Here is a 23158-nt window from a genome sequence, read left to right as displayed (position 1 = left end):
TCAGGCTGAATGCGTCACACACGGCCGAAACGCGGCGTGTCCGGCCCCGCGGGCCGAACGAGCCTGAGTTAGTGCGCTGGCAACCGGGCGGAGAGTCCGGATGCTGCGGGCCGGCGGCTACTCGTCGCGGTCGTTGCGGTCGACCACGTGCATCGCGCGGGTGGCGTCGGTGATGCTCGACGACAGCGAGGGGTACACCGTGAAGACACGCGAGAGCTGGTCGATCGTCAAGCGTCGCTCCACCGCGATGGCGATCGGGTAGATGAGCTCGGACGCCCGCGGGCCCACGATCACGCCGCCGATGACGGTGCCGCTGCCCTGCCGGGCGATGATCTTGACGAACCCGTCGGTGATGCCCTGCATCTTCGCGCGGGGGTTGGCAGAAAGCGGGAGCTTCTTCACGACGCCGTTGATGCGGCCGTCGGCGATGTCCTGTTCCGACCAGCCGACCGTCGCGATCTCGGGGGCGGTGAAGATGTTCGCCGAGATCCGTCGGCGCTCGAGCGGGATGACGGTGTCACCGAGTGCGTGGAAGATCGCCGTCCGCCCCTGCATCGAGGCGACGGAGGCCAGCGGAACGAAGGTCGTGCAGTCGCCGGCAGCGTAGATGTTCGGCACCGAGGTGCGCGCGACGCGGTTGACGCGGATGTTGCCCGCCGCCGTCATCTGCACACCGGCCTCTTCGAGACCCAGACCCGCCGTGTTCGGGATGGAGCCGACCGCCATGAGGCAGTGGCTGCCCTCGATGGTGCGCCCGTCGGCGAGCGTCACGACGACGCCCTCGCCGGTATTGACGACGCTGTCGGCGCGGGCTTTCGACAGCAGCGTCATACCGCCGCGCTCGAAGACCTTCTCGAGCACGGCCGCGGCGTCGGTGTCTTCACCCGGGAGCACTTGATCGCGGCTCGAGACGAGCGTCACCTTCGCGCCCAGGTTCATGTAGGCCGAAGCGAACTCGGCGCCGGTGACACCCGAGCCGACGACGATGAGGTGCTTCGGAAGCGCGCGCATGCCGTAGAGCTGCGTCCACGTGAGGATCCGCACCCCGTCGGGTTTTGCGGAGGGGAGCTCCCGCGGCGACGACCCCACCGAGACGAGCAGGGTGTCGGCCTCGACCCGGTCGAAGTCGGTGCCACCCGGCTCGGTCGAAACCACGACCGCGGAGCCGCCCTCGAGTCGGCCGTGGCCGGAGATGATCCGCACCCCCGCTTCGACGAGCGAGGCGCGCATGTCGTCGGACTGCTGACGGGCCAGCGAAAGCAGCCGGGTGTTCACGGCGGCGAGGTTGATGGCCACTTCGGGCTGCAGCGGCTTGCCGTCGCCGCCCTTCGCGAACAGCTGCACACCGAGGGCGCTCGCGCCCTTGATCGCCACCGCGGCGTCCGCGGTCGCGATGAGCGTCTTCGACGGCACCACGTCGGTCATCACGGCGGCGCCGCCGACGCTCGCCCGCTCGACGAGTGTCACCTCGGCCCCGAGTTGGGCGGCGGCCAGCGCCGCCTCGTAACCGCCGGGGCCACCGCCGATGATGGCGACGCTCTGGGTTCGCTCGAAGCTGAGGGAGGACATACGTCCATTCTGCCGCGCGCCGCGCGGCCGCGATGCCGCTCAGGGCCCGCATCGCGTGCCGCGTGGCATCCGAACCCGCTGATTCCTAGAGTGGGCACATGTCCATTTCTGCCGAGAACCCCCTCGACGACCCCACGGCCGATCCTTTCGAGATCGCCGCGGTCGCCGCCGCCGACATCGCGCGCCTCACCGGCGTCGAGCGTCACGACATCGCCGTGACCCTCGGCAGCGGCTGGGGACGAGCCGCAGAACTGATCGGCGAGACGGTCGCGTCGTTCCCGGCGACCGAGGTGACGGGCTTCAGCGCGCCCGCCCTGGCCGGTCACGTCGGCACCCTCCGGAGCGTGCGCACCCCCGGCGGAAAGCACGTCCTCGTCATCGGGGCTCGCACGCACTTCTACGAAGACCACGGCGTTCGCCGGGTGGTCCACAGCGTGCGCACCGCGGCAGCATCCGGAGCGAAGACCATGATCCTCACGAACGGTGCCGGCGGCATCCGCGAGACCTGGACGCCCGGTCGGCCGGTGCTCATCAGCGACCACATCAACCTGACCGCCGCGTCTCCCCTCGAGGGGGCGACCTTCATCGACCTCACCGATCTGTACTCCTCGCGGCTCCGCGACATCGCGAGATCGGTCGACCCGAGCCTCGACGAGGGCGTCTACTGCCAGTTCCGCGGGCCGCACTACGAGACGCCGGCCGAGGTGCAGATGGCGAAGATCATCGGCGGTCACATCGTCGGCATGTCGACCGCCCTCGAGGCGATCGCCGCCCGTCAGGCGGGCATGGAGATCCTCGGCTTCTCGCTGATCACCAACCTGGCCGCGGGAATCCAGACCACGCCCCTCAGCCACGCCGAGGTGCTCGACGCCGGCCGCGAGGCGGAGCCCGTCATCTCCGCGCTCCTCGCCCGAGTGATCGAGGCGCTGTGAGCGGTCCTGAGGGGGCGCAGGACGACAGCGCCCTCCTCGCCGCCGCGCGCGCCTGGCTCGCGCAAGACCCCGACGGACAGACCCGCGACGAGCTGCGATCGCTGATCGCGCGGACCGAAGACGCGGATGCTGCGGCCCGCGCCGACCTCGCGAGCAGGTTCTCGGAGCGACTGGCCTTCGGCACGGCGGGCCTGCGCGGCGCCCTCGGTGCCGGACCGAACCGCATGAACCGGGTGCTGGTGACCCAGGCGGCCGCGGGGCTGGCCGCGTTCCTCATCGAGCGCGCGGGTGACGGAGCCGCTCCGTCGGTCGTCGTCGGCTATGACGGTCGACGGAACTCCGACGTGTTCGCCCGCGATTCAGCCGAGATCTTCGCCGGTGCGGGGCTCCGCGCGATCCTCCTGCCGCGGATGCTGCCGACCCCCGTGCTCGCCTACGCCGTCCGCCGCCTCGGGGCATCGGCCGGGGTCATGGTGACCGCGAGCCACAACCCGCCCGACGACAACGGTTACAAGGTCTACCTCGGTGGCGACGACGCCGGCTCGCAGATCGTCGCCCCCGCCGACGCAGCCATCGCCGCACACATCCATCGGGTTGCCGAGGGCGACATCGGCGACCTCCCTCGCTCGGTGGGGTACGAGAAGGCGGCCGAACCGGTCATCGACGAGTACGTCGCGGCGACCGCGGCCGTCGCCCCCGCACCGCCGGGGGCCGCCGGACTCCGGTGGGTGTACACCGCGATGCACGGGGTCGGCTGGGAGACCCTCGCCCGCATCGTCGAGGCCGCCGGCTACCCCGAGCCCTCCCCCGTCGAGGCGCAGTTGCACCCCGACAGCGCGTTCCCGACGGTGGCATTCCCGAACCCCGAAGAACCCGGCGCGCTCGACCTGGCGTTCGAGACCGCACGGGCGGTCGACGCCGAGCTGATCATCGCGAACGACCCCGACGCCGACCGGCTCGCCGTGGCGATCCCCGATCCCGGTGCCGAGGGGGGCTGGCGCATGCTGAGCGGCAACGAGGTGGGGCTTCTGCTGGGCTGGCGCGCGGCCCGCGCGGCAGCGACCCGCACGGCGGAGGGCACGGATGCTGCCGCATCCCTCGCCTGCTCACTGGTTTCGTCGCCGGGACTCGAGGCCATCGCCGCGCACTACGGGCTCGGGTTCCACGCCACCCTCACGGGCTTCAAGTGGATCTCGCGCGCACCCGGCATCGTCTACGGCTACGAAGAGGCCCTGGGGTACCTCGTGAACCCCGACACGGTGCGCGACAAAGACGGGATCTCCGCCGCGATCGCGGTGCTCGGCATGGTCGGAGAAGCCCGCGACCGGGGCGAGACCCTCGCCGACGTGCTCGCGGAGTTCCGCGACACCTTCGGCGCCTTTGCGAGCGACCAGATCTCGCTGCGGGTCGAGCAGGTCTCGGAGATCGCGGCGATCATGGCGGCCTTGCGCGCCGAGCCGCCGACCCGCGTCGGCGAGGCCGAGGTGGCACGCGTCGACGACCTCGCGCACGGGTTCGAGGGGCTCCCCCCGGGCGACGTGCTGCGCTATCACCTGGCCGACGGATCGCGCCTGATCGTGCGACCGAGCGGCACCGAACCGAAGCTCAAGCTCTACCTCGACGTGCGCGCCGCGACCGAGAAGAAGGCGCGCAAGCGTCTGGCAGAGCTCGACGCCGGCGCACGCGGCCTGCTCGACGCCGTGCTCTGACCCGGGCCTCGCTCCCCTGTCGCACCCGGCGGGTCTCGCCCACCGTTCGCGACAGGGGAGCCCCGGCCGCGGGCGTTCCCCTGTCACGAACGGGCGGTCGCACCCGCAGGCTGTGACAGGGGAAGATCGCTCTTCCCCGCAGAGCGGGGCGGGCGGATGCTGCGAACCGGTCCGAGCGCGTCGGCGCCCTAGGCTCGTCGGATGGACCTCGCAGCCCCCGTCACCCTTGCGAACGAATACGTGCGCCTCGAGCCGCTCACCCCTGACCACGCGGACGACCTCGCGGCGGCAGCATCCGGTCTCGAAAGCGCCTGGTACACCAGCGTGCCCGCACCCGGCGACGTCGCCGCCGAGATCGCGACGCGGCTGGAGCTGCAGGCGGACGGCTCGATGAACCCGTGGGCGGTCGTGCTGCCCGACGGCACGGCCGTGGGAATGACGACGTTCTGCAACATCGATCAGCCGCACCGCCACGTCGAGATCGGGTACACGTGGCTCTCGCCCCGGGTGCAACGCACGTCGGTGAACAGCGCGGCCAAGCTGCTGCTGCTCGGACACGCGTTCGAGGAGTGCGACGCGATCGCGGTCGAGTTCCGCACCCACTGGCACAACCGGCAGTCGCGCGCCGCCATCGAGCGGTTGGGCGCCCGACAGGACGGCGTGCTGCGCAACCACCGCCTCGGGCCCGACGGCATCCTGCGTGACACGGTGGTCTATTCGATCCTGCCCGGCGAGTGGCCGGCGGTCCGCCGCGGCCTCGAAGCCCGCTTGGCCCGCTGATCGCGGACCTCTCGCCGCGTCTCAGCCGTCGATGACGGCGACGAGTTCGTCGAGAAAGGCGGTGAAATCGGTGCCTCGTCGCACGATCCGCTGCACGCTGTCGCGTTCGCTGAACACTTCGACGAACTGCTCGAAGACCGTCTGGAACGCCTCGCGGTCTGTTTCGCTGAAGGCCACGAGCGCGACCACCTGCACGCGCCCCTCGCCCCAGGCGATCGACGGGTCGGCGATGCCGATGGCGATACGCGTGCGCGTCGCGGTCATACCCATCGCGTGGGGCACCGCCAGCGCGTCGGTGAACGCGGTCGACGAAAGCGCCTCGCGCTCGATCGCGCGGTCGACGTAGTCGTCGTCGATGACCGACTGCGCAACGAGCAGCGACCCCAGCTCGCGGATCACGCCCGGTTCGGCTCCGTGCGCCTCGATCCCCCGCACGAATGCCGTCGGGTCGAAGTACCGCTCGAGCTCCGTGCGCAGGCGGGCCAAGCGCCGACCGCGGCGGATGCGGCCGGCGGCAGACTGCACGCGCTCGACGTCGCTGTCGGTGAGGAACGGCTGGATACGCACGATGCGGTCGCTCGGGTGCGCGGGGTCGATCGTCGAGAGCACGAGGTCGGTGTCGATCGAATCCCAGTCGGGGTCGAATCGGGTCTCGACGCCGACCACCTCGATCGCCTGTCCGAGCGACCTGTCGACGCTCGAACGCAAAAGCTCGTGCAATTCGTAGTACCCCGGGCACACGATCGTGGCGGTCAGCAGCTGGTCGGCGCGCCGACTGCGCTCGAGGCGTCCGCCCACGTGCATCGCGATGTAGGCGATCTCGTCGTCCTGGATCGGAATGCCGAGGCTCTGCTGCAGCCCGCTGGCGATGTAGACGGCGACGTCGAAGATCATCGGGTACGTCGACTTCAGCGAGCGGGTCAGCGGGTTGCGCGACCACGCCTGTTCCTTCGCCCGGTGCAGCAGGTTCTGCACGTGCAAGGCGAGGCGGAGGATGAAGTCCTCGTGAGCGATGTCGACGAGGAAGTCGGCGGCCGCCCGCTCGACGACCGAACGGACGGATGCTTCGACCGCCGGATCGAGACGCGCTCGCGCGTCGTCGGCAGAGGGCGCCCCGGGGGCGACCACGCGGGTGAGGACGAGGGTGGCGAGGTGCTCGCGATCGCCCGCCCCGAGCTGCACCCCGAGATGCGCCAGCGTCAGCCGATCCAGGAGGGCGGCGACCTCGGAATGCGCGGGGGACGTGTCGGTCGCGGCGCGCTCGAGGGCGCGGTCGTGCGAGATCCGGTCGGCCGCGATGGCGATGTGCATGACGACGTCGCCGATGCCGAACTCGTTGACGAAGTACCCCATCGCGCCGAGCTCGCTGACCAGCTCCGACTTGAACGGGCCGAACGCCTGGGCGCCGACCGAGCCCTCGCCGAGGGTGCGTCGAAGCGCCGCGAGGTCGAACAGCCCCGCCTCCATCTCGTCGTGCGCGAGCTTGCTCAAGAGGCGCCGCTGCGCCATCTCGGTGCCCCGCAGCCGAGCCGTCGACGCCGAACGCTCGAGGGTCAACTCGGTGCCCCCGAGGAGTCCCCGCACTCGCGCGAGGTCGGCATCGAGGGTCGCGGTGCTGACGTGCAGCGAATCGGCGGTCTCGAACACGTCGATCCCGTTGCTCGAATCGAGGAGCGCCCGCACGAGCGTGTGCAGCCGGTCGCGGGGCGTGCCCGCCTCGAGCGCGTTCCCGGCGCGGAGGGCGGCAGAAGAATCCGCCCCCGCCCGATACCCCGACGGGCCCGATTCGATCGCCGCGCCCGACGGCACGCGGGAGTTGACGGCGTTGACGTACGAGCGGATGCTGCGGGGCGTCACGCCGAGGGCGTCGGCGAGCGATGCCGCCGTCTCCCATTCGCCGTTGCGGGTCAACAGGGCGAGCAGGCGGTCTTGACGCGCTCTGGTCACGTCAGCCTCCCCGTCCGTCGCTCCGCCGCGGAACGCGTCTCCAGTCAATCACGCGCCCACCCCCGCTCCCCCTTCGCGAGCTGCGTCGTTCCGCCGCTCTCCGACGCGGATTTCGACGAAACGGCACAACTCACGGGAGGGGTCATCCCAGGATGCGTTCCGGGGGGTGGGAAACGAACCTGGTTGTCCTCTCTCAGCCATCTCACAAGAATGGGCGAGAAGGAGGCGGATCGATGAGGATCCTCGTGGTCTGTGGTGCGGGTGCGTCGAGCACGTTCGTCGCGCAACGCGTCCGTCACGCGGCTCACGATCGCGGCCTCCCTTACACCGCGTCAGCCGGTACCGAAAGATCGCTCCCGATCGATCTCGACGCCGCTGACATCGTGCTCGTCGGGCCACACCTGTCCGACTCGCTCGAACGGATCGAAAGGGACGCTGCGGCTCGCGGTGTTCTCGTGGTCCTCCTGCCGGAAGACATCTTCACCGACCTCACCGGTGTGCGAACCCTCGACCTGATCGAAGACGCACTCCGCACGCAGGCGGCCCCCGCACCTGACCCTCTCGACGCCTGAGAAAGGACCCCCATGCCCCAGATCACCCGAACAGTGCGGATCGGCTCGTCCCACGGACTGCACGCCAGGCCCGCCAAGCTGTTCGCTCAGGCGGCGAAGAACTCCGGCATTCCCGTGACGCTCGCCAAAGGCGCCGGAGCGCCGGTCAACGCCGCGAGCATCCTCGGAGTCATCGCGCTCGGTCTCGATCAGGGCGACTACGTCACCCTCACGGCCGACGGCGACAACGCCGAGGCGACGCTCGACGCGCTCGCCGAACTCCTCACCACCGACCACGACGCATGATGACGGGAACTGAGACCATGACGGAACTTCGTGGAGTGGGAATCGGCCTCGGGGTCGCTCAGGGCCCGGTCGCGCGTATGGCGGAGCCGCTGCCGGCTCCGAGCGACGCGCCCAGCACACTGACCGTCGACGAGGAGTCGGCCCGGGTGCGCGAGGCGGTCGCCGCCGTCGCGCGCGAACTCGAAGACCGCGGCAGCCAGGCCGGAGGCGCGGCACGGGATGTTCTCGAAGCGCAGGCCATGATGGCCGAAGACCCGACCCTCGAAGCCGAGGTCGACACCCGTCTGCAGGCGGGGAAGACCGGCGAGTGGGCCGTGTTCGATGCATTCGCGTCTTTCCGCGAGCAGTTGACGGCGCTCGGCGGCTACCTCGGCGAGCGCGCGGCCGACCTCGACGACGTCGCGCAGCGGGTCATCGCCCGGCTCCGCGGAGTCGCCGCTCCCGGTATCCCCGACCCGGGTCACCCCTTCGTGCTCGTCGCGAAAGACCTGGCCCCCGCCGACACCGCACTGCTCGATCTCGACAAGGTGCTCGCACTCGTCACCACCGAGGGCGGCCCGACGTCGCACACCGCGATCCTCGCCCGCGAGAAGTCGATCGTCGCGGTCGTGGGCGCCGCGCACGCGGCGTCCCTCGCAGAGGGCGAGACCGTGATCGTCGACGCCGCCGCGAACCTCGTCATCGCCTCCCCCAGCGACGACGAGCTCGCCCGCGCGCTGACCCGCGCCGCCGATCGGGCAGCCGCAGCATCCGCGCCCCTCACCCCCGGCGCACTGGCCGACGGCACCGCGGTGCCGCTGCTCGCGAACCTCGGAAAGCCCGGCGGCGCCGCTGAGGCGGTCGAGCTGGGCGCGGAGGGCGTCGGCCTGTTCCGCACCGAGTTCCTCTTCCTCAGCGCGAGCTCGGCCCCCACGGTCGAGGAGCAGCGCAAGGCCTACACCGAGCTGCTGGCGACGTTCCCCGGCAAGAAGGTCGTCGTGCGCATGCTCGACGCGGGTGCCGACAAGCCGCTGCCGTTCCTCAACGACGCGCACGAAGAGAACCCGGCGCTGGGGCTCCGGGGGCTTCGTGCCCTGCGGGCGAGCGAAGACATCTTGCGCGAGCAGCTGACGGCGCTCGCCGAAGCGGATGCCGCGACACGGCGCTCACCCGAAGGGCCGGCCGACCTGTGGGTCATGGCGCCGATGGTCTCGACGGTGGAAGAGACGCAGTACTTCGTCGAGATGGCGAAGGACTACGGGCTGAAGACGGCGGGCGTCATGGTCGAAGTGCCCTCGTCGGCGCTCCTGGCCGACCGCATCTTCGCTCACGCCGACTTCGCTTCCATCGGCACGAACGACCTGACGCAGTACACCCTTGCCGCCGACCGGCTCCTCGGCTCGGTCGCCGCGTTCCAAGACCCCTGGCACCCGGCGGTCCTCCGCCTCGTGCGCGAGGTCGGAGCCGCCGGTCTCGCGGCGGGCAAGCCCGTCGGCATCTGCGGCGAAGCCGCGGCCGACCCGCTGTTGGCGGTCGTCCTCGTCGGACTCGGCGCGACCACGCTGTCGATGGCGCCGACCGCCCTCGCCGACGTTCGCGCGATGCTCCTCACCCACACGCTCGACGATGCCCGCCGCATCGCCGACGCAGCCTTGGCCGCCGATGGTGCGGCCTCAGCCCGCGAGGCCGCACAAGCGGTCTCGCTCGCATCAACAGCGGAGGCGGCGCACGCCACCTCCTCGACACAGAAAGAAGCAGGCAAATGACGACGACGTCGAAAGACGTGACCGGCCAGAAGGGCGGCGCTCGCGTCGCCGTTCAGCGGTTCGGAACGTTCCTCTCGGGCATGATCATGCCCAACATCGCGGCCTTCATCGCGTGGGGCCTCATCACAATGCTCTTCATCCCTGCCGGATTCTTCGGCGCGGACAGCCCGTTCGGGTGGCACTGGGCACCCGTCGCCGAGATCATCGGTGGCGGCGGGGACGCCGCCACCATCGGATGGAACGGTGCCATGACGGCCGTTGCCGAGGGCGACACCGGCAACTTCTTCGCCTACGTCGGCCTCGTCGGCCCGATGGTCACCTACCTCCTCCCCCTCCTCATCGCCAACACCGCGGGCCGCATGGTCTACGGCGAGCGCGGTGGTGTGGTCGCAACGATCGCCGTCATGGGTGTCATCGTCGGCACCGACATCCCGATGTTCCTCGGCGCAATGATCATGGGCCCGATCGCGGCCTATGTCACCAAGCAGATGGACCGCATCTGGGACGGCAAGATCCGCCCCGGCTTCGAGATGCTGGTGAACAACTTCTCCGCGGGCATCCTCGGGGTCATCCTCGCGATCATCGGCTTTTTCGTCTTCGGCCCGATCATGCTCGGCATCAGCACCGTGCTCGGTGCGGCTGTGGACTGGCTGGTGTCGTTCAACCTGCTGCCGCTCGTCTCGATCATCGTCGAGCCCGCGAAGGTGCTGTTCCTCAACAACGCCATCAACCACGGCGTCTTCACCCCGCTCGGCATCGAGCAGGCGACCGAGACCGGCAAGTCGATCCTCTTCCTCATCGAGGCGAACCCCGGCCCCGGCCTCGGCCTGCTGCTGGCGTTCACGTTCTTCGGCGTCGGTGCGGCGAAGGCATCTGCACCGGGAGCCGCCATCATCCAGTTCTTCGGTGGCATCCACGAGATCTACTTCCCGTACGCCCTGAGCAAGCCGACCACGATTCTGGCGCTCATCGCCGGTGGCGCGACCGGCGTCACCACCAACATGCTTCTCGGGGGCGGCCTGGCATTCCCGGCCGCGCCGGGAAGCATCATCGCGGTCACGGCTGCAGCCGTCGGCCCGGGCGTTCCGAACCTCTTGGTCGTCTACCTCTCGGTGGTCCTTGCAGCGGTCGTGACGTTCCTCATCACGGCGGTCATCCTGCGGGCTTCCCGCAAGACCGACCTCCTGGCCGAGGGAGACACCTTTGGTGCCGCCATCGCGCAGACCGAGAAGAACAAGGGCAAGTCATCGGCCGCGATGGATTCGTTGCGCACTTCGACGGGCACCGACCGCGAAGCTGACGAGTCACTCGACCGTCGCGAGACGGCGCGGGCGACAGACGGGGCTCTCACCGGAGGCATCGTCGCGACGAAGCAGATCCAGAACGTGGTCTTCGCATGCGACGCCGGTATGGGGTCGTCGGCGATGGGCGCGAGCGTGCTGCGCAACAAGTTCAAGAAGGCCGGACTCGAGAACGTCTCGGTGACCAACAAGGCCATCGCGAACCTCGATCCGTCGGCCGACCTGGTCATCACGCAGAACCAGCTCACCGATCGCGCGCGCAACCAGACGCCCGGCTCGATCCACGTGTCGGTCGACAATTTCATGAACTCGCCGAAGTACGACGAGGTCGTGGATCTCGTGCGCGACCAGCAGCAAGACGGCCGATAATTCGAATTATCATAGATCCGTCCGCGGGACAACCGATCCGCGGACGGATCTCGCCGGCCCGAGTGAAGCTTGGGTGAACACCACCGGAGAAGACGCTGAAAGAGCGGCCGAATCCTTGAGGGCGCCGTCGCGCAGTCGAAAGACTGGCGGCGCATCCGGGAATTCCCCCATCCTCAAGATCGGAGCTACACATGACCATTCAGATCAAAAAGTCCCTCCGCAAGATCGGTGCTGGCGTCACGGCATTTGCCGGCGTTTTCCTCCTCTCGGTCGCTCTCGCGCCCTCGGCGTCCGCGAACAACGGGACGGCCAACATCACCAACGGCGGCTCGGCGGTTCTCCTCGTGTGCGAGAGCGCTGCGTCAGAAACTGAGTGCGGCGGGACCTTCGGCGGGTTGAACCCGGGCGATAACAGCCAGACGCACAAGGGGTGGGTCGACACCGACATGGTCAAGGTGCCGGCGAACTGCGCCATCGAGCGCTACGTGTGGTCGAGCAGCATGGGCAACCACTGGCAGACCTTCGCCACGGCGGGAGCCTCCGACCGATGGATCAAGACCGGCGGCACCCCCACGGGATCGGTCAACTACAACCTCCGCGCGGTGTGCTGATCGCAGGAGACACCCCCGGCTTTCCGCCGGACGTCATAGACCTGCTGCGCGAGCAGCGGGAAGATGGCAGGTAAGAACGCGAGACCTGTGGGGCCGGAGCGCGAAAGCCTCCGGCCCCACAGGTCTCCAAGACACCGGATGCTTCCGCATCCGTTCGATGAAACGAAAGGCGGACGACATGGCACGCGATGTTCTCAATTTGGGACAGGTGCGCATCCACAGCGGAGGCGCGACGCGCGAAGAGGCGATGAAAGAGGCCGCCGATATCCTCCAGTCCGCGGGCGCGGTCACGGGTGCCTATTTCGACGCGATGCAGAGCCGCGAAGAGACCGTCTCGACCTACATGGGCAACGAGCTGGCCATCCCACACGGCACGAACGAGACGAAAGACGCGATCCTCGAGTCGGCGTTGTCTGTCGTTCGCTACGACGGCGGGGTCGATTGGGGCGGAGAGCCCGTGACCTTCGTCATCGGAATCGCCGGCAAGGGCGACGAGCACCTCGAGATCCTTTCGCAGATCGCGATCCTGTTCTCGGATGAAGACGAGGTCGTCCGCCTGAAGCAGCTCGACACGCCCGAAGCGCTCTACGAGGCGCTGGCCGCGGTCAACAACGCATGAAGGCCGTCCACTTCGGCGCCGGCAACATCGGCCGCGGGTTCGTCGGCGTGCTCCTGCACCAGGGCGGCTACGACCTGGTGTTTTCCGACGTCGCAGCGCCCCTCGTCGACGCGATCAACGCGGCCTCCGAGTACACCGTGCACGAGGTCGGAGAGGGCGGTGTCGACACCGTCGTCACCGGCTTCCGGGCGATCAACAGCGCCACCGACGCGCCGGCGCTCGTCGACGAGATCGCCAGCGCAAACGTGGTCACCACAGCTGTCGGTCCGACCATCCTGAAGTTCGTCGCCCCGCACATCGTGGCCGGCCTCGGACTCCGCGATCCCGCGTCGCCTCCGCTGCAGATCATGGCCTGCGAGAACGCGATCGGTGCCACCGACACCCTTCGCGAAGAGATGATCGCGGCCGCGGGCGACGCGTGGGACGCCGTCTCGGCGCGCGCCGTCTTCGCCAACACCGCGGTCGACAGGATCGTGCCCGCCCAGGCCGCCGGCGGCGGTATCGACGTGACCGTCGAGCCCTTCTCCGAGTGGGCGATCGAGCGGCTGCCGTTCGGCGACGAACCGCCCCGCATTCCGGGGGCGCACTTCGTCGACGACCTGACGCCGTACATCGAGCGCAAACTCTTCACGGTCAACACGGGGCACGCCACCACGGCGTACTTCGGTGCCGAGGCGGGTATCGAGAAGATCTCCGACGCCTTGGCCGACCCCGAGATCGCCGACAAGGTCGAACGGACGCTCCGCGAGACCTCGGAGCTGCTCATTCAGAAGCACGAGCTCGAACCCTCGGTGCAGCACGAGTACCGCGCCACGATCCTGCAGCGCTTCCGCAACCCCGCCCTCCCCGACACGGTGTGGCGCGTGGGCCGACAGCCGCTGCGCAAACTGTCGCGCCACGAACGGTTCGTCGGCCCCGCCGCCGAAGCGCTCGACCGCGGACTCGAGGTCGACGCCCTCGTCTCGGCGATGGGCGCCGCGCTGCGCTTCGCCGACGACGACGACGCACAGGCGGTCGACCTGCAGCGGATGCTGCGTGAGCAGTCCGCTGCGGAGTTCACAGCGGCCGTGACCGGCCTCGATCCGCAGCATCCGCTCTTCGCACGGATCGAGTCGCAGGTCGCGGCACGCCAGGCCGAACTCGCGGCGTGAGCACCTCCGACGAGACGCCGGCCGGGGACTCCTCCCCGCGCCGGCGCCGCCGTTTTCGGGCGTTGCGGTGGACGCTGGGAATCGTCGGCACCGTCGTGGTCGCCCTCGTGGTCGGCGTGGTGATCTGGAGTCAGGTCGGGGTCATGGCGGCCGAGCCCGAACCGCTCGCGGGCGTGGAGGCCGATCCGGCGATCGTGATCACGGACGACGCGGCGGCCGTCGTTCTCGCACCCGCCGACGGCGGCAGCGAGTTGGGGCTGGTGTTCATCCCGGGAGCGAAGGTCGATGCCTGGGCCTACGCGGCCAAGCTCTCGCACCTTGTCGCCGACGAAGGTGTCACCGTCGTGATCACCAGACCGTGGCTCAACCTCGCGTTCTTCGACCTCCGGCCCCTCGATACCTTCACCGGCCTCGCCCCCGAGGTCGGCACCTGGGCGGTCGGCGGTCACTCCCTCGGCGGCGTGCGCGCGTGCCAGCTGGCGGGCGACGCCGACGCCCTCGTGCTGTTCGCGTCCTACTGCGCGACCGATCTGAGCGGAACCGATCTGCCCGTGCTGAGCATCGGCGGCTCCGATGACGGGCTCTCGACGCCGCAGAAGATCGCTGACGCCCGCGGCGAGCTGCCCTCCGACGCGGAGCTGATCGAGATCGCCGGCGCGTCGCACTCGTCGTTCGGCGATTACGGGCTCCAGCCGGGCGACGGCACGCCGACCGTCTCCGACGCCGACATGACGGCGGCACTCACCGAGGCGATCGCCCCGTTCCTTGCCGGCTCGCGCTGACCCGGGCGTTCACGGCCGCTTCCGCTGTCGCAAACGGTGGGCGCGACGCGTCATTCGCGACAGCGGAAGAGGGTTCATCTCCGCTCCCCTGTCGCAAACGGCTCGTCGCACCCGCCCTTCGTGACAGGGGAACGCCGAGCCCGGGACTGCGAGCGCGAGACCCGGTCCGCCCGGCGGAACCCCGTCAGAATGTCGGGGCCTGGCCGGGCGGAGACGGTTGCGCGGAGGGTCAGCCGCCGAAGCCTGCGGCGATGAGCTCGATGAGCTCCTCGCGCTCTTCGACGGGCAGGAACGCGCCCGCCGCGGCGTTGAGCTGGAAGGCCTCGAGATCGCCCAGGTCGTAGCCGAAGGCGTCGACCAGGAGCGAAAGCTCGCGCGTGAGCGAGGTGCGGCTCATCGTGCGGTTGTCGACGTTCACCGTGACCGAGAAGCCGAGCTGGTAGAGCAGGTCGAACGGGTGGTCGTCGATCCCCGTGCCCCAGGCCTCGATCGCCCCGGTCTGCAGGTTCGACGACGGCGAGAGCTCGAGGGTGATCTCGCGGTCGCGCACCCAGCGCGCGAGGTCGCCGAACTGCACCATCACCTCTTCGCCCGAGCGCTCGATCACGTTCAGGTCCGACGCGAGCCGTACCCCGTGACCGAGGCGCAGGGCGCGTCCGTCGATGAGGGCCGAACGGATGCTGTCGAGCCCGGCCGCCTCGCCGGCGTGCACCGACGTCGGGAAGAACTCCTGCGCCAGGTAGTCGAACGCGTCGCGGTGAAGGGCGGGAAGGTAACCGTCTTCGGGCCCGGCGATGTCGAAACCGACCACCCCGCGGCCACGCCACGCGACGGCGAGCTCGGCGATGTCGCGCACGTGGTCGGTGTGGCGCAGGCCCGAGAGAAGCTGACCGACGCGGATGTCGCGGCCGGCGCTCTCCGCAGCATCCTCACCCTCTTCGATGCCGTCCTGCACGGCCTCGACGACTTCATCGAGGGTCAGGCCGTTCGTCAGATGCTGCTCGGGTGCCCAACGCACCTCGCCGTAGATGACGCCGTCGGCTGCGAGGTCTTCGACGAACTCCCGCGCCACCCGGGTGAGGTTCTCGCGCGTCTGCATCACGCCGACGGTGAGGTCGAAGCTCTTCAGATACTCCACGAGCGACCCGGTGTCGCTGCGGTCGGCGAACCAGTCGGCCAGGGCCTCAGGATCGGTCCCTGAGCCAGTCGAAAGGTCGGGCAGAGCGACGCCGGCGGCATCGGCGAGTTCGACCACCGTCGCGGCGCGCACGCCACCGTCGAGGTGGTCGTGCAGCGACACCTTGGGCAGCCCTCTCAGCGAGACCCCTTCGAGGCGGGCGTCTTCGTGCTGGTCGATCGACATGGTTTCCTCCAGTGCGCGGGGACGGTCAGGCCGTGATGCGCTCACGGACGAGCGGCAGCGTGTCGACCGCCGTGTCGGCGATCTCCCATGCTCCCGAAACGGCCTCGAGTGCGCGGCCGAACCGCTTCTCATCATCGGCCAACAGAGTGAACAGTGGTTGACCTGCCGCCACCCGATCACCGGGCTTCACGTGCAGATCGACGCCCGCCGCGTGCACGACCGGGTCTTCGGCGCGGGCTCGACCGGCTCCGAGCCGCCACGCGGCGATGCCGAACGGCAGCGCGTCGATGCGCGAGACGATGCCCGATCGGTCCGCCGTCACGGTGTGCGTGTCGCGGGGGGTCGGGAGGGCAGCATCCGGGTCGCCGTCTTGGGCGCGGATCATCGCGCGCCACGTGTCCATGGCGCGCCCGTCGGCCAACGCGGCTTCGACATCGGCATCGGGGCGGCCGGCGAGCGTGAGCATCTCGCGGGCTAGGGCGATCGTGAGTTCGACGATATCGGCGGGACCGCCACCGGCGAGCACCTCGACCGATTCGCGCACCTCGTTGGCGTTGCCGATCGCCCGGCCCAGCGGGGTGTTCATGTCGGTCAGGAGAGCCGTCGTCGCGACCCCCGAGTCGGTGCCGAGCGCCACCATCGTCCGCGCCAACTCGCGCGCCTTGTCGATGTCGGTCATGAAGGCGCCCGAGCCGAATTTCACGTCGAGCACCAGCGAGTCGGTGCCCTCGGCGATCTTCTTCGACATGATGCTCGAGGCGATCAGCGGAATCGCCTCGACCGTTCCCGTCACGTCTCGCAGGGCGTACAGCTTCTTATCCGCCGGGGCGAGGCCCGACCCTGCGGCGCAGATCACGGCGCCCACGTCGCGGAGCTGGGCGAGCATCTCATCGTTCGACAGCGCCGCTCGCCAGCCCGGAATCGACTCGAGCTTGTCGAGCGTGCCGCCGGTGTGCCCGAGGCCTCGTCCCGAGAGCTGCGGGACGGCCACACCGAACGACGCGACCAGCGGCGCGAGCGGCAGGGTGATCTTGTCGCCCACTCCCCCGGTCGAGTGCTTGTCGACCGTGGGCTTGCCGAGGGAGGAGAAGTCCATGCGCTCGCCCGAGGCGATCATCGCGTCGGTCATGACGCGGATCTCGTCGCGCGACATGCCGTTCAGCAGCACCGCCATCGCGAAGGCCGACATCTGCGCGTCGGAGACGTAGCCGTACGTGTAGTGCTCGATCATCCAGCGGAGAGCGGGCTCCGAGACCGCCGCCCCGTCGCGCTTCGCGCGGATGATGTCGACGGCGTCGTGAGGGTGCACGGCCGTCATCGCGAGGCCTCCTCGAGGTCGCGCGGCCCGAAGGCATCGGGCAGCACCTCGTCGATCGTGCGGATGCCCGAGACGGTCTCGAGGAGCATGCCGGGGATGGCATGCTCGAAGAGCAACTGCCGGCATCGGCCGCACGGCATGAGGGTGCGACCGTCGCCGTCGACGCAGACGAAGGCGACCAGCTGGCCCCCACCCGAGCGGTGCAGCTCGCTGACGAGTCCGCATTCGGCGCAGAGCGTCACCCCGTACGAGGCGTTCTCGACGTTGCAGCCCGACACGATGCGGCCGTCGCTCACCAGAGCCGCCGCACCCACTTTGAAACGCGAGTAGGGCGCGTACGCGTGGTGCATGGCGTCGGTCGCCACAGTGCGCAGCTCGTCCCAATCGATGTCGGTCATCGGTCCTTCTCTGTGTGAATCGGATGCTGCGGCAAGGATCAGCCCTTGATGTAGGGCTTGCCCGCGGCTGCCGGTCCGCGGGCTTTGCCGACGAGCCCGGCGACGGCGAAGATCGTCACGATGTAGGGCAGCATCAGCAAGAAGTCGCTCGGGATCGGCGAGCCGATCGCCCCGAGGGTGTTCCGGAGGTTGGACGTGAACCCGAACAGCAGCGCCGCGAGCGTCGCCTTGATCGGATCCCAGCCGCCGAAGATGACGGCGGCCAAAGCGATGTACCCGGCTCCGGCGGTCATCTCCTGGTTGAACGAGCCGACCGATCCGACGGTGAAGAACGACCCGCCGAGCCCGGCGATAGCGCCGCCCAGTGCCACGTTCCGGAAACGGGTGCGGGGGATGTTGATGCCCACCGTGTCGGCCGCCTCGGGGTGCTCGCCGACGGCGCGGAGGCGGAGCCCCCACCGCGTGTGGAACAGACCGATGTAGACGGCGGCCACCGCGACGTAGACGAGGTAGACCACGATCGTCTGGCGGAAGAACATCGGTCCGAGAAGCGGGATGTCGGACAACAGCGGGATCGGGATGACCTCGAGACGGGGCGGGGTGTTCAGCATCGCCTTGTTCGGGGCGAGCAGCTGCGAGAACAAGAAGCTCGTGACACCGACCACGAGCACGTTGAGGACGACGCCCACGATCACCTGGTCGACGACGTACTTGATCGCGAAAGCCGCCAGGACGAACGACACCAGCACCCCCGCGACGGCGGCGGCCAGCATGCCGAGCACGGCCTGGCCGGTGAGAGTCGCGACGACGGCGGCGGTGAACGCCCCGGCGAGCAGCTGCCCCTCGATCGCGATGTTGACCACGCCGACCCGCTCGCTGACGACACCCGCCAGGGCTCCGTAGATGAGGGGCACGGAGAGGCTGATTCCGCCTGCGAGGAGGCCCGCGAGCGGAATGACCTGGCTGGTGGTGCCGCCCGCTGCCGCCCACGCCAAGAAGCCGACGACGAAGAAGAGGCCGAAGAGGACCGTCATCCACAGCGGCACGCGCCGTCGCACGCGGACGAGCAGCGCGCTGCCCACCGTGAGGGCGGCGAGCACGACCACGACGACGACCCCGGCGACGAAGCCGTTGAAAGAGATCTCGGGCACCTGGACGGCGTCACCGGGCGTCGAGATGCGGAACACCGCATCGGCGTCATTGCGCGCCACGATGAAGAGGACGATCGCCAGCACGGTGACGACGGCGTAGACGATCGGTGCTTTCCAGCTGACCACGACGGTCGAGGCGAGCGCGTCGGGCCGAGTCGTCGCCGCGTTGTGCTGCGAGGGTGCCGGCTGGTGGGTCGCTTCGGTGCTCATCGCGCGCTCACCTTCTTCGTGTTTCGGGCTCTGCGCGGGCGGCCCCCGGGAGCGGGGAGGCGAAAGATCGCGCGGACCAGCGGCGGAGCCGCGATGAACAGCACGATCAGCGATTGCACGACGAGCACGATGTCGATCGGCACGCCTTCGGCGGCCTGCATCGAGAACCCGCCGGCCTTGAAGGCGCCGAACAGGATTCCCGCGACGAGCACGCCGACGGGAGTGGAGCGACCGAGGAGCGCCACGGTGATCGCGTCGAACCCGATCCCGGCGTCGATGCCGCTCGAGAACCCGGTCGTGACGGTGCCGAGCACCTGGTTGACGCCGGCCAGGCCCACGAGGGCGCCGGAGATCAGCATGGCGTAGACGTACATCGACTTCACGTTGATGCCGGCGACGCGAGCCGCGTGCGGGTTCTCGCCGACGGCGCGGAACCGGAAGCCGAGCGACGAGCGCTCGAGGATGTACCACACGACGACGACCGCGATGAGCGAGAGGATGAAACCGAAGTGCAGGTTGTAACCGGCGCCGAACAGGTCGGGGAGGATCGCGGTGTCGCGCATGCCGGGGGTGGTCGGGTTGTTCGAACCCGGGGCCTGCAGAAGACCGGGGGTGCTCAGCATCCACGACACCAGATACAGCGCCACGTAGTTGAGCATGATCGTGACGATCACCTCGTGCGCACCGGTGCGGGCCTTGAGCAGCCCCGCGATGCCCGCCCAGATCGCGCCCGCCGCCATACCCGCGAGAAGGGCGACGATCATGTGGATGCCCCAAGGCAGCTCGACGCCGAAGCCCACCCAGCCGGCCGCCGCTGCCGCGACGAGCATCTGGCCACGTCCGCCGATGTTGAACATGCCGACCCGGAACGCCAGCGCGACGCCGAGCCCCGCCGCGATCAGCGGCGTGGCGAAGGTCAGGGTCTCGGTGAGCGGGCGGATGCCGGTGAGGAAGTCCGGACGACGGAAGTTGTACACCGCACCCTGGAACAGGGCGGAGTAGGCGCCGGCGACCGACTCCCAGATGGCCGAGAGCATGTCACCGGGGCGCGCGAAGAAATACCCGCCCGCGGCCTGCACGTTCTCGTCGGTCGCGGCGATCATGACCGCGCCGATCAGAAGGGCGAGCACGACGGCCAGCACGGAGATGATCGCGTTGCCGGTGACGATCTCGCGCAGCGCGCGGCTCCAGCGTCCGTCGGCAGCGGGCTCCTCCGGCGTCAGGACGCGCGCGCCGACGGCGGGGTCGACGGATCCGGTGGCCTCGAGGGCGACGTCGGGGTCACCGGTGGGTGTCTTCGGGTCGCTCATGCGGCGACGCCCCCCTCTGTAGTCGCCCGCGCGTTCTCGGGGGTCTCTCCGGCCATCATCAAACCCAGCACGTCGCGCGAGGTGTCACCCGGCACGATGCCGACGACCCGTCCGCGATACATCACCATGATGCGATCGGCCAGCGCCGTGACCTCATCGAGCTCGGTGGAGACGACGATCACCGGAACGCCGGAATCCCGTGTCTCGATGACGCGTTTGTGGATGAACTCGATCGACCCGACGTCGACACCGCGGGTGGGCTGCGCGGCGACGAAAAGACGGAGTTCGCGGCTCAGTTCTCGAGCGAGGACGACTTTCTGCTGGTTGCCGCCGGAGAGGCGACCCACCTTCGTCTCGATCGACGGCGTCCGCACGTCGAATTCCGCGACCTTCTCGCGCGCGAACGCGGCGAGCGTCGAAAGCTGCAACGTGCCGCCCTTCACGAACGGAGCGCCGTCGGCCCGGTCGAGCATGAGGTTCTCGGCGATCGTGAACTCGCCCACCAGACCGTCTTCTTTGCGGTCCTCCGGCACGAATCCGACCCCGGCGTCGAGAATGCGCCGGACCGAAGATCCGTGGAGCTCGATACCGTCGAGGACGATCGACCCCTCGACGCGATCCTGCAGGCCGACGAGCGCCTCGGTGAGCTCGGTCTGCCCGTTGCCCTGGACGCCCGCGATCGCCAGGACTTCGCCCCGGCGCACTTCGAACCCCACATCGTTGACGACCAGTTGCCCGATCGGATCGATGACCGTGAGCCCGGTGACCGTCAGCGCGACGTCGCCGAGCGTCGGCGGATCTTTGTGCACGGTGAGCTCGACCGCACGCCCGACCATGAGCGATGCGAGTTCGGCATTGGACGCCGTCGGTTCAGCCTCGCCCACGACCTTGCCCAGACGCACGACCGTGATGCGGTCGGCCACTTCGCGCACCTCGCGGAGCTTGTGGGTGATGAAGACGATCGAGGTGCCCGCGGCCTTGAGCTGGCGCATGATCACCATCAGCTCGTCGGTCTCTTGCGGGGTCAGCACCGCGGTGGGTTCGTCGAACACGAGAACGCGAGCGTCGCGCGAGAGCGCCTTGATGATCTCGACGCGCTGCTGCACCCCGACCGGGAGATCTTCGACCAGGGCATCGGGATCGACGTCGAATCCGAACCGGTCGGAGATCTCTCTCACCCGCGCCCGCGCGGCGGCGAGGTCGAGCCGGCCCCCGAACTTGGTGGGCTCGTGGCCGAGCATGACGTTCTCGGCGACCGTGAAGACCGGGATCAGCATGAAGTGCTGGTGGACCATGCCGATACCCGCACGCATGGCATCGCCGGGACCGGAGAACCGCTGGACGACGTCGTCGAGCAGGATCTCGCCCCCGTCGGCCTGATACAGGCCGTACAGGACGTTCATCAGGGTGGATTTTCCTGCACCGTTCTCACCGAGCAGGCAGTGGATCTCGCCGGCCTCGACAGTGAGGTCGATGTGATCGTTCGCCACCAGGGAACCGAATGTCTTCGTGATCCCGCGGAGTTCGAGCTTCATTCTCCCGATCCTAAGTTCTCACAGGCCGATCTGCGGCCCGGGCAGACAATGACCGGGGGGAGGCCGGCTTGCGCCGACCTCCCCCCGGAAAGGTACTTCTCGATCAGCCGGCGAGGTAGGACTCGACGGTGACCTCGCCCGCGATGATCGCGGCCTGGAGGTCTTCGACCTCGGTGGCCAGATCGGCCGGAACGCGGTCGTCCCAGTCGTGGTACGGGGCAAGGCCGACGCCCTCGTTCTCGAGCGTCCCGATGAACGGGGTCGCGTCGAACGCGTCTTCGCCGGCTTCGGTGATCGCCGTCTCGGTGGCGACGTCGATGCCCTTGCGGATCGACGTCAGCAGAAGGTCGGCGACCTCGGGGTCGGTCTCGTACACGTCGGCGTCGACACCGATGAGCGCGATCTCACGGCCCGCGTCGCGGATGGCGACGGCAGCCGACTGGTAGATCGGACCACCGACGGGCAGGAGCACGTCGACGTTCTGGTCGATGAGACCCTGTGCCGCCTGGCGGGCGGTGTCGTTGGCCTCGAAACCACCGGTGAACAGGTCACCGCCGAGCACGGTCACCGAGGTGCCCTTCTGCGCGTTGTAGTAGTCGACGCCCTGGGCGAAGCCGTCCATGAAGATCGTGACGGTCGGGAAGTTCTGTCCACCGAAGGTGCCGACGACACCGGTCTCGGTCACACCGGCCGCGAGGTAGCCCGCGAGGAACGCCGCCTGAGCGGTGTCGAAGATGAGCGGCTTGATGTTCGGGGCGTCGGTCGCGCCGTCGAAGTCCTGGTCCACCGGGTCGTCGATCGAGACGAACTCGATGTCGGGGTTGGCGATCGCGGCCTCGAGGGCTGCCGGAGCGAGGGCGAAGCCCACGGTCACGATCGTGCTGCAGTTCTGGTCGACGAGGTTCTGCAGGTTCGACGCGTAGTCGGTCTCGGCCTGCGATTCGACCTCGATGGTGTCCACGTCGAGTGCCTCGGCGGCGGCGTCGAGACCCTCCTTGCCCAGCTGGTTGAACGAACGGTCATCGAAACCGCCGAAGTCGGAGACCATGCAGGGCAGGTAGTCGCTTGCGGCAGCACCACCGCTGGCGGTGCCGCTTTCTTCGGGTGCGGCTCCGCAGCCGGCCAGCAGTGCAACGGCACCGGCCATTGCGAGACCGCTGAGAACGGCCTTCTTCGTCGTCTTCACAGAGTCCTCCAGAACGGGGGTTCGAACCCCCGGGTTCGGGGATCGATGCAGTCACATTACAGAGTGTGACGCTCGCCGAAACGGCCGGAACCGAGCGGGGGCGCAATGGTTACAAAGACGCAACAGAGCCGACACGGATGCGGCGCCCTCGCACCGGTCGTCCGGCGCGGCCCCGCGGCATCCGCCCCTCAGAGGACGTCGTTGCGTCCGGTGAGTTTGAGTGCGTCGACGACGCCTTTGACGCGTTGGGCGTTGTCGCTGGTGGTGACGAGGAGTGCGTCGGGGGTGTCGACGACGACGATGTCGTGGACGCCG

20 protein-coding genes and 1 pseudogene are annotated in these 23158 nt (G+C 69.1%); 11 read left to right on the top strand and 10 right to left on the bottom strand.

Annotation, left to right across the window (positions count from 1 at the left end; translation table 11 throughout):
- Nucleotides 1-117 precede the first annotated feature (117 nt).
- On the bottom strand, nt 118-1569 hold the full coding sequence (locus ACFXQA_RS07015; RefSeq protein ID WP_394519107.1) for an NAD(P)H-quinone dehydrogenase: 1452 nt from the start codon (nt 1567-1569) through the stop codon (nt 118-120).
- A 98-nt stretch (nt 1570-1667) separates the two neighbouring features.
- Here ACFXQA_RS07015 and ACFXQA_RS07010 point away from each other — a divergent pair, with 98 nt between their 5' ends.
- The 3 genes from ACFXQA_RS07010 to ACFXQA_RS07000 all read left to right on the top strand — a co-directional run bounded on the left by ACFXQA_RS07010 (nt 1668) and on the right by ACFXQA_RS07000 (nt 4990).
- Nucleotides 1668-2501, top strand: coding sequence for a purine-nucleoside phosphorylase (locus ACFXQA_RS07010; protein WP_394519106.1), 834 nt, complete (start codon nt 1668-1670; stop codon nt 2499-2501).
- Entirely contained in the window at nt 2498-4210 is a 1713-nt protein-coding gene (locus tag ACFXQA_RS07005; RefSeq protein ID WP_394519105.1) for a phospho-sugar mutase, read from the top strand. Before ACFXQA_RS07010 ends, ACFXQA_RS07005 begins: the two co-directional genes overlap by 4 nt.
- 201 nt (nt 4211-4411) lie before the next feature.
- Nucleotides 4412-4990, top strand: coding sequence for a GNAT family N-acetyltransferase (locus ACFXQA_RS07000; protein WP_394519104.1), 579 nt, complete (start codon nt 4412-4414; stop codon nt 4988-4990).
- 21 nt (nt 4991-5011) lie between these two features.
- Here ACFXQA_RS07000 and ACFXQA_RS06995 read toward each other — a convergent pair whose 3' ends face one another.
- The gene (locus ACFXQA_RS06995) at nt 5012-6937 is read right to left on the bottom strand and encodes a BglG family transcription antiterminator (protein WP_394519103.1); all 1926 of its coding nucleotides are present in this window, start codon (nt 6935-6937) and stop codon (nt 5012-5014) included.
- 233 nt (nt 6938-7170) lie between these two features.
- Between ACFXQA_RS06995 and ACFXQA_RS06990 the strand changes: the two genes are divergently transcribed.
- The 8 genes from ACFXQA_RS06990 to ACFXQA_RS06955 all read left to right on the top strand — a co-directional run bounded on the left by ACFXQA_RS06990 (nt 7171) and on the right by ACFXQA_RS06955 (nt 14372).
- Entirely contained in the window at nt 7171-7509 is a 339-nt protein-coding gene (locus tag ACFXQA_RS06990; protein WP_394519102.1) for a PTS sugar transporter subunit IIB, read from the top strand.
- 12 nt (nt 7510-7521) lie between these two features.
- Complete coding sequence (locus ACFXQA_RS06985; RefSeq protein WP_394519101.1) at nt 7522-7794, top strand: HPr family phosphocarrier protein; 273 nt, start codon at nt 7522-7524, stop codon at nt 7792-7794.
- Nucleotides 7795-7811: 17 nt separating this feature from the next.
- Nucleotides 7812-9539, top strand: a complete 1728-nt coding sequence (ptsP, locus tag ACFXQA_RS06980; RefSeq protein ID WP_394519100.1) for a phosphoenolpyruvate--protein phosphotransferase — start codon at nt 7812-7814, stop codon at nt 9537-9539.
- Complete coding sequence (locus ACFXQA_RS06975; protein ID WP_394519099.1) at nt 9536-11209, top strand: PTS mannitol transporter subunit IIBC; 1674 nt, start codon at nt 9536-9538, stop codon at nt 11207-11209. The genes ptsP and ACFXQA_RS06975 overlap by 4 nt, the downstream gene beginning before the upstream one ends.
- A gap of 191 nt (nt 11210-11400) precedes the next feature.
- Nucleotides 11401-11820 carry a hypothetical protein gene (locus ACFXQA_RS06970; RefSeq protein WP_394519098.1) on the top strand — a complete coding sequence of 140 codons (420 nt, stop codon included), beginning with the start codon at nt 11401-11403 and terminating at the stop codon, nt 11818-11820.
- Between the two features lie 178 nt (nt 11821-11998).
- Nucleotides 11999-12439 (top strand): PTS mannitol transporter subunit IIA, encoded by a 441-nt coding sequence (locus ACFXQA_RS06965; RefSeq protein ID WP_394519097.1) that lies wholly within the window; start codon nt 11999-12001, stop codon nt 12437-12439.
- Complete coding sequence (locus ACFXQA_RS06960; RefSeq protein ID WP_394519096.1) at nt 12436-13590, top strand: mannitol-1-phosphate 5-dehydrogenase; 1155 nt, start codon at nt 12436-12438, stop codon at nt 13588-13590. Before ACFXQA_RS06965 ends, ACFXQA_RS06960 begins: the two co-directional genes overlap by 4 nt.
- Nucleotides 13587-14372 carry an alpha/beta hydrolase gene (locus ACFXQA_RS06955; protein ID WP_394519095.1) on the top strand — a complete coding sequence of 262 codons (786 nt, stop codon included), beginning with the start codon at nt 13587-13589 and terminating at the stop codon, nt 14370-14372. Before ACFXQA_RS06960 ends, ACFXQA_RS06955 begins: the two co-directional genes overlap by 4 nt.
- Before the next feature lie 229 nt (nt 14373-14601).
- Here ACFXQA_RS06955 and ACFXQA_RS06950 read toward each other — a convergent pair whose 3' ends face one another.
- The 8 genes and pseudogenes from ACFXQA_RS06950 to ACFXQA_RS06915 all read right to left on the bottom strand — a co-directional run.
- On the bottom strand, nt 14602-15735 hold the full coding sequence (locus ACFXQA_RS06950) for an adenosine deaminase (RefSeq protein ID WP_394519094.1): 1134 nt from the start codon (nt 15733-15735) through the stop codon (nt 14602-14604).
- Nucleotides 15736-15760: 25 nt separating this feature from the next.
- Nucleotides 15761-17053 (bottom strand): thymidine phosphorylase, encoded by a 1293-nt coding sequence (locus ACFXQA_RS06945; RefSeq protein WP_394519093.1) that lies wholly within the window; start codon nt 17051-17053, stop codon nt 15761-15763.
- Nucleotides 17050-17451 (bottom strand): cytidine deaminase, encoded by a 402-nt coding sequence (locus ACFXQA_RS06940; RefSeq protein WP_394519092.1) that lies wholly within the window; start codon nt 17449-17451, stop codon nt 17050-17052. The genes ACFXQA_RS06945 and ACFXQA_RS06940 overlap by 4 nt, the downstream gene beginning before the upstream one ends.
- Before the next feature lie 38 nt (nt 17452-17489).
- Nucleotides 17490-18812 (bottom strand): ABC transporter permease, encoded by a 1323-nt coding sequence (locus tag ACFXQA_RS06935; RefSeq protein ID WP_394519091.1) that lies wholly within the window; start codon nt 18810-18812, stop codon nt 17490-17492.
- On the bottom strand, nt 18809-20122 hold the full coding sequence (locus ACFXQA_RS06930; RefSeq protein ID WP_394519090.1) for an ABC transporter permease: 1314 nt from the start codon (nt 20120-20122) through the stop codon (nt 18809-18811). The genes ACFXQA_RS06935 and ACFXQA_RS06930 overlap by 4 nt, the downstream gene beginning before the upstream one ends.
- Nucleotides 20119-21657, bottom strand: a complete 1539-nt coding sequence (locus tag ACFXQA_RS06925) for an ABC transporter ATP-binding protein (protein WP_394519089.1) — start codon at nt 21655-21657, stop codon at nt 20119-20121. The genes ACFXQA_RS06930 and ACFXQA_RS06925 overlap by 4 nt, the downstream gene beginning before the upstream one ends.
- A gap of 103 nt (nt 21658-21760) precedes the next feature.
- The gene (locus tag ACFXQA_RS06920; RefSeq protein WP_394520203.1) at nt 21761-22804 is read right to left on the bottom strand and encodes a BMP family lipoprotein; all 1044 of its coding nucleotides are present in this window, start codon (nt 22802-22804) and stop codon (nt 21761-21763) included.
- A 227-nt stretch (nt 22805-23031) separates the two neighbouring features.
- Nucleotides 23032-23158 (bottom strand): annotated as a pseudogene (locus tag ACFXQA_RS06915) (mannose-1-phosphate guanylyltransferase); the annotation flags it as partial.

Source organism: Microbacterium shimangi, from assembly GCF_043556445.1.
In the GTDB taxonomy this organism is placed as follows: domain Bacteria; phylum Actinomycetota; class Actinomycetes; order Actinomycetales; family Microbacteriaceae; genus Microbacterium.
The sequence above is the reverse complement of the archived record's forward strand: the minus strand, read 5'-3'. Positions and strand labels throughout refer to the sequence as shown.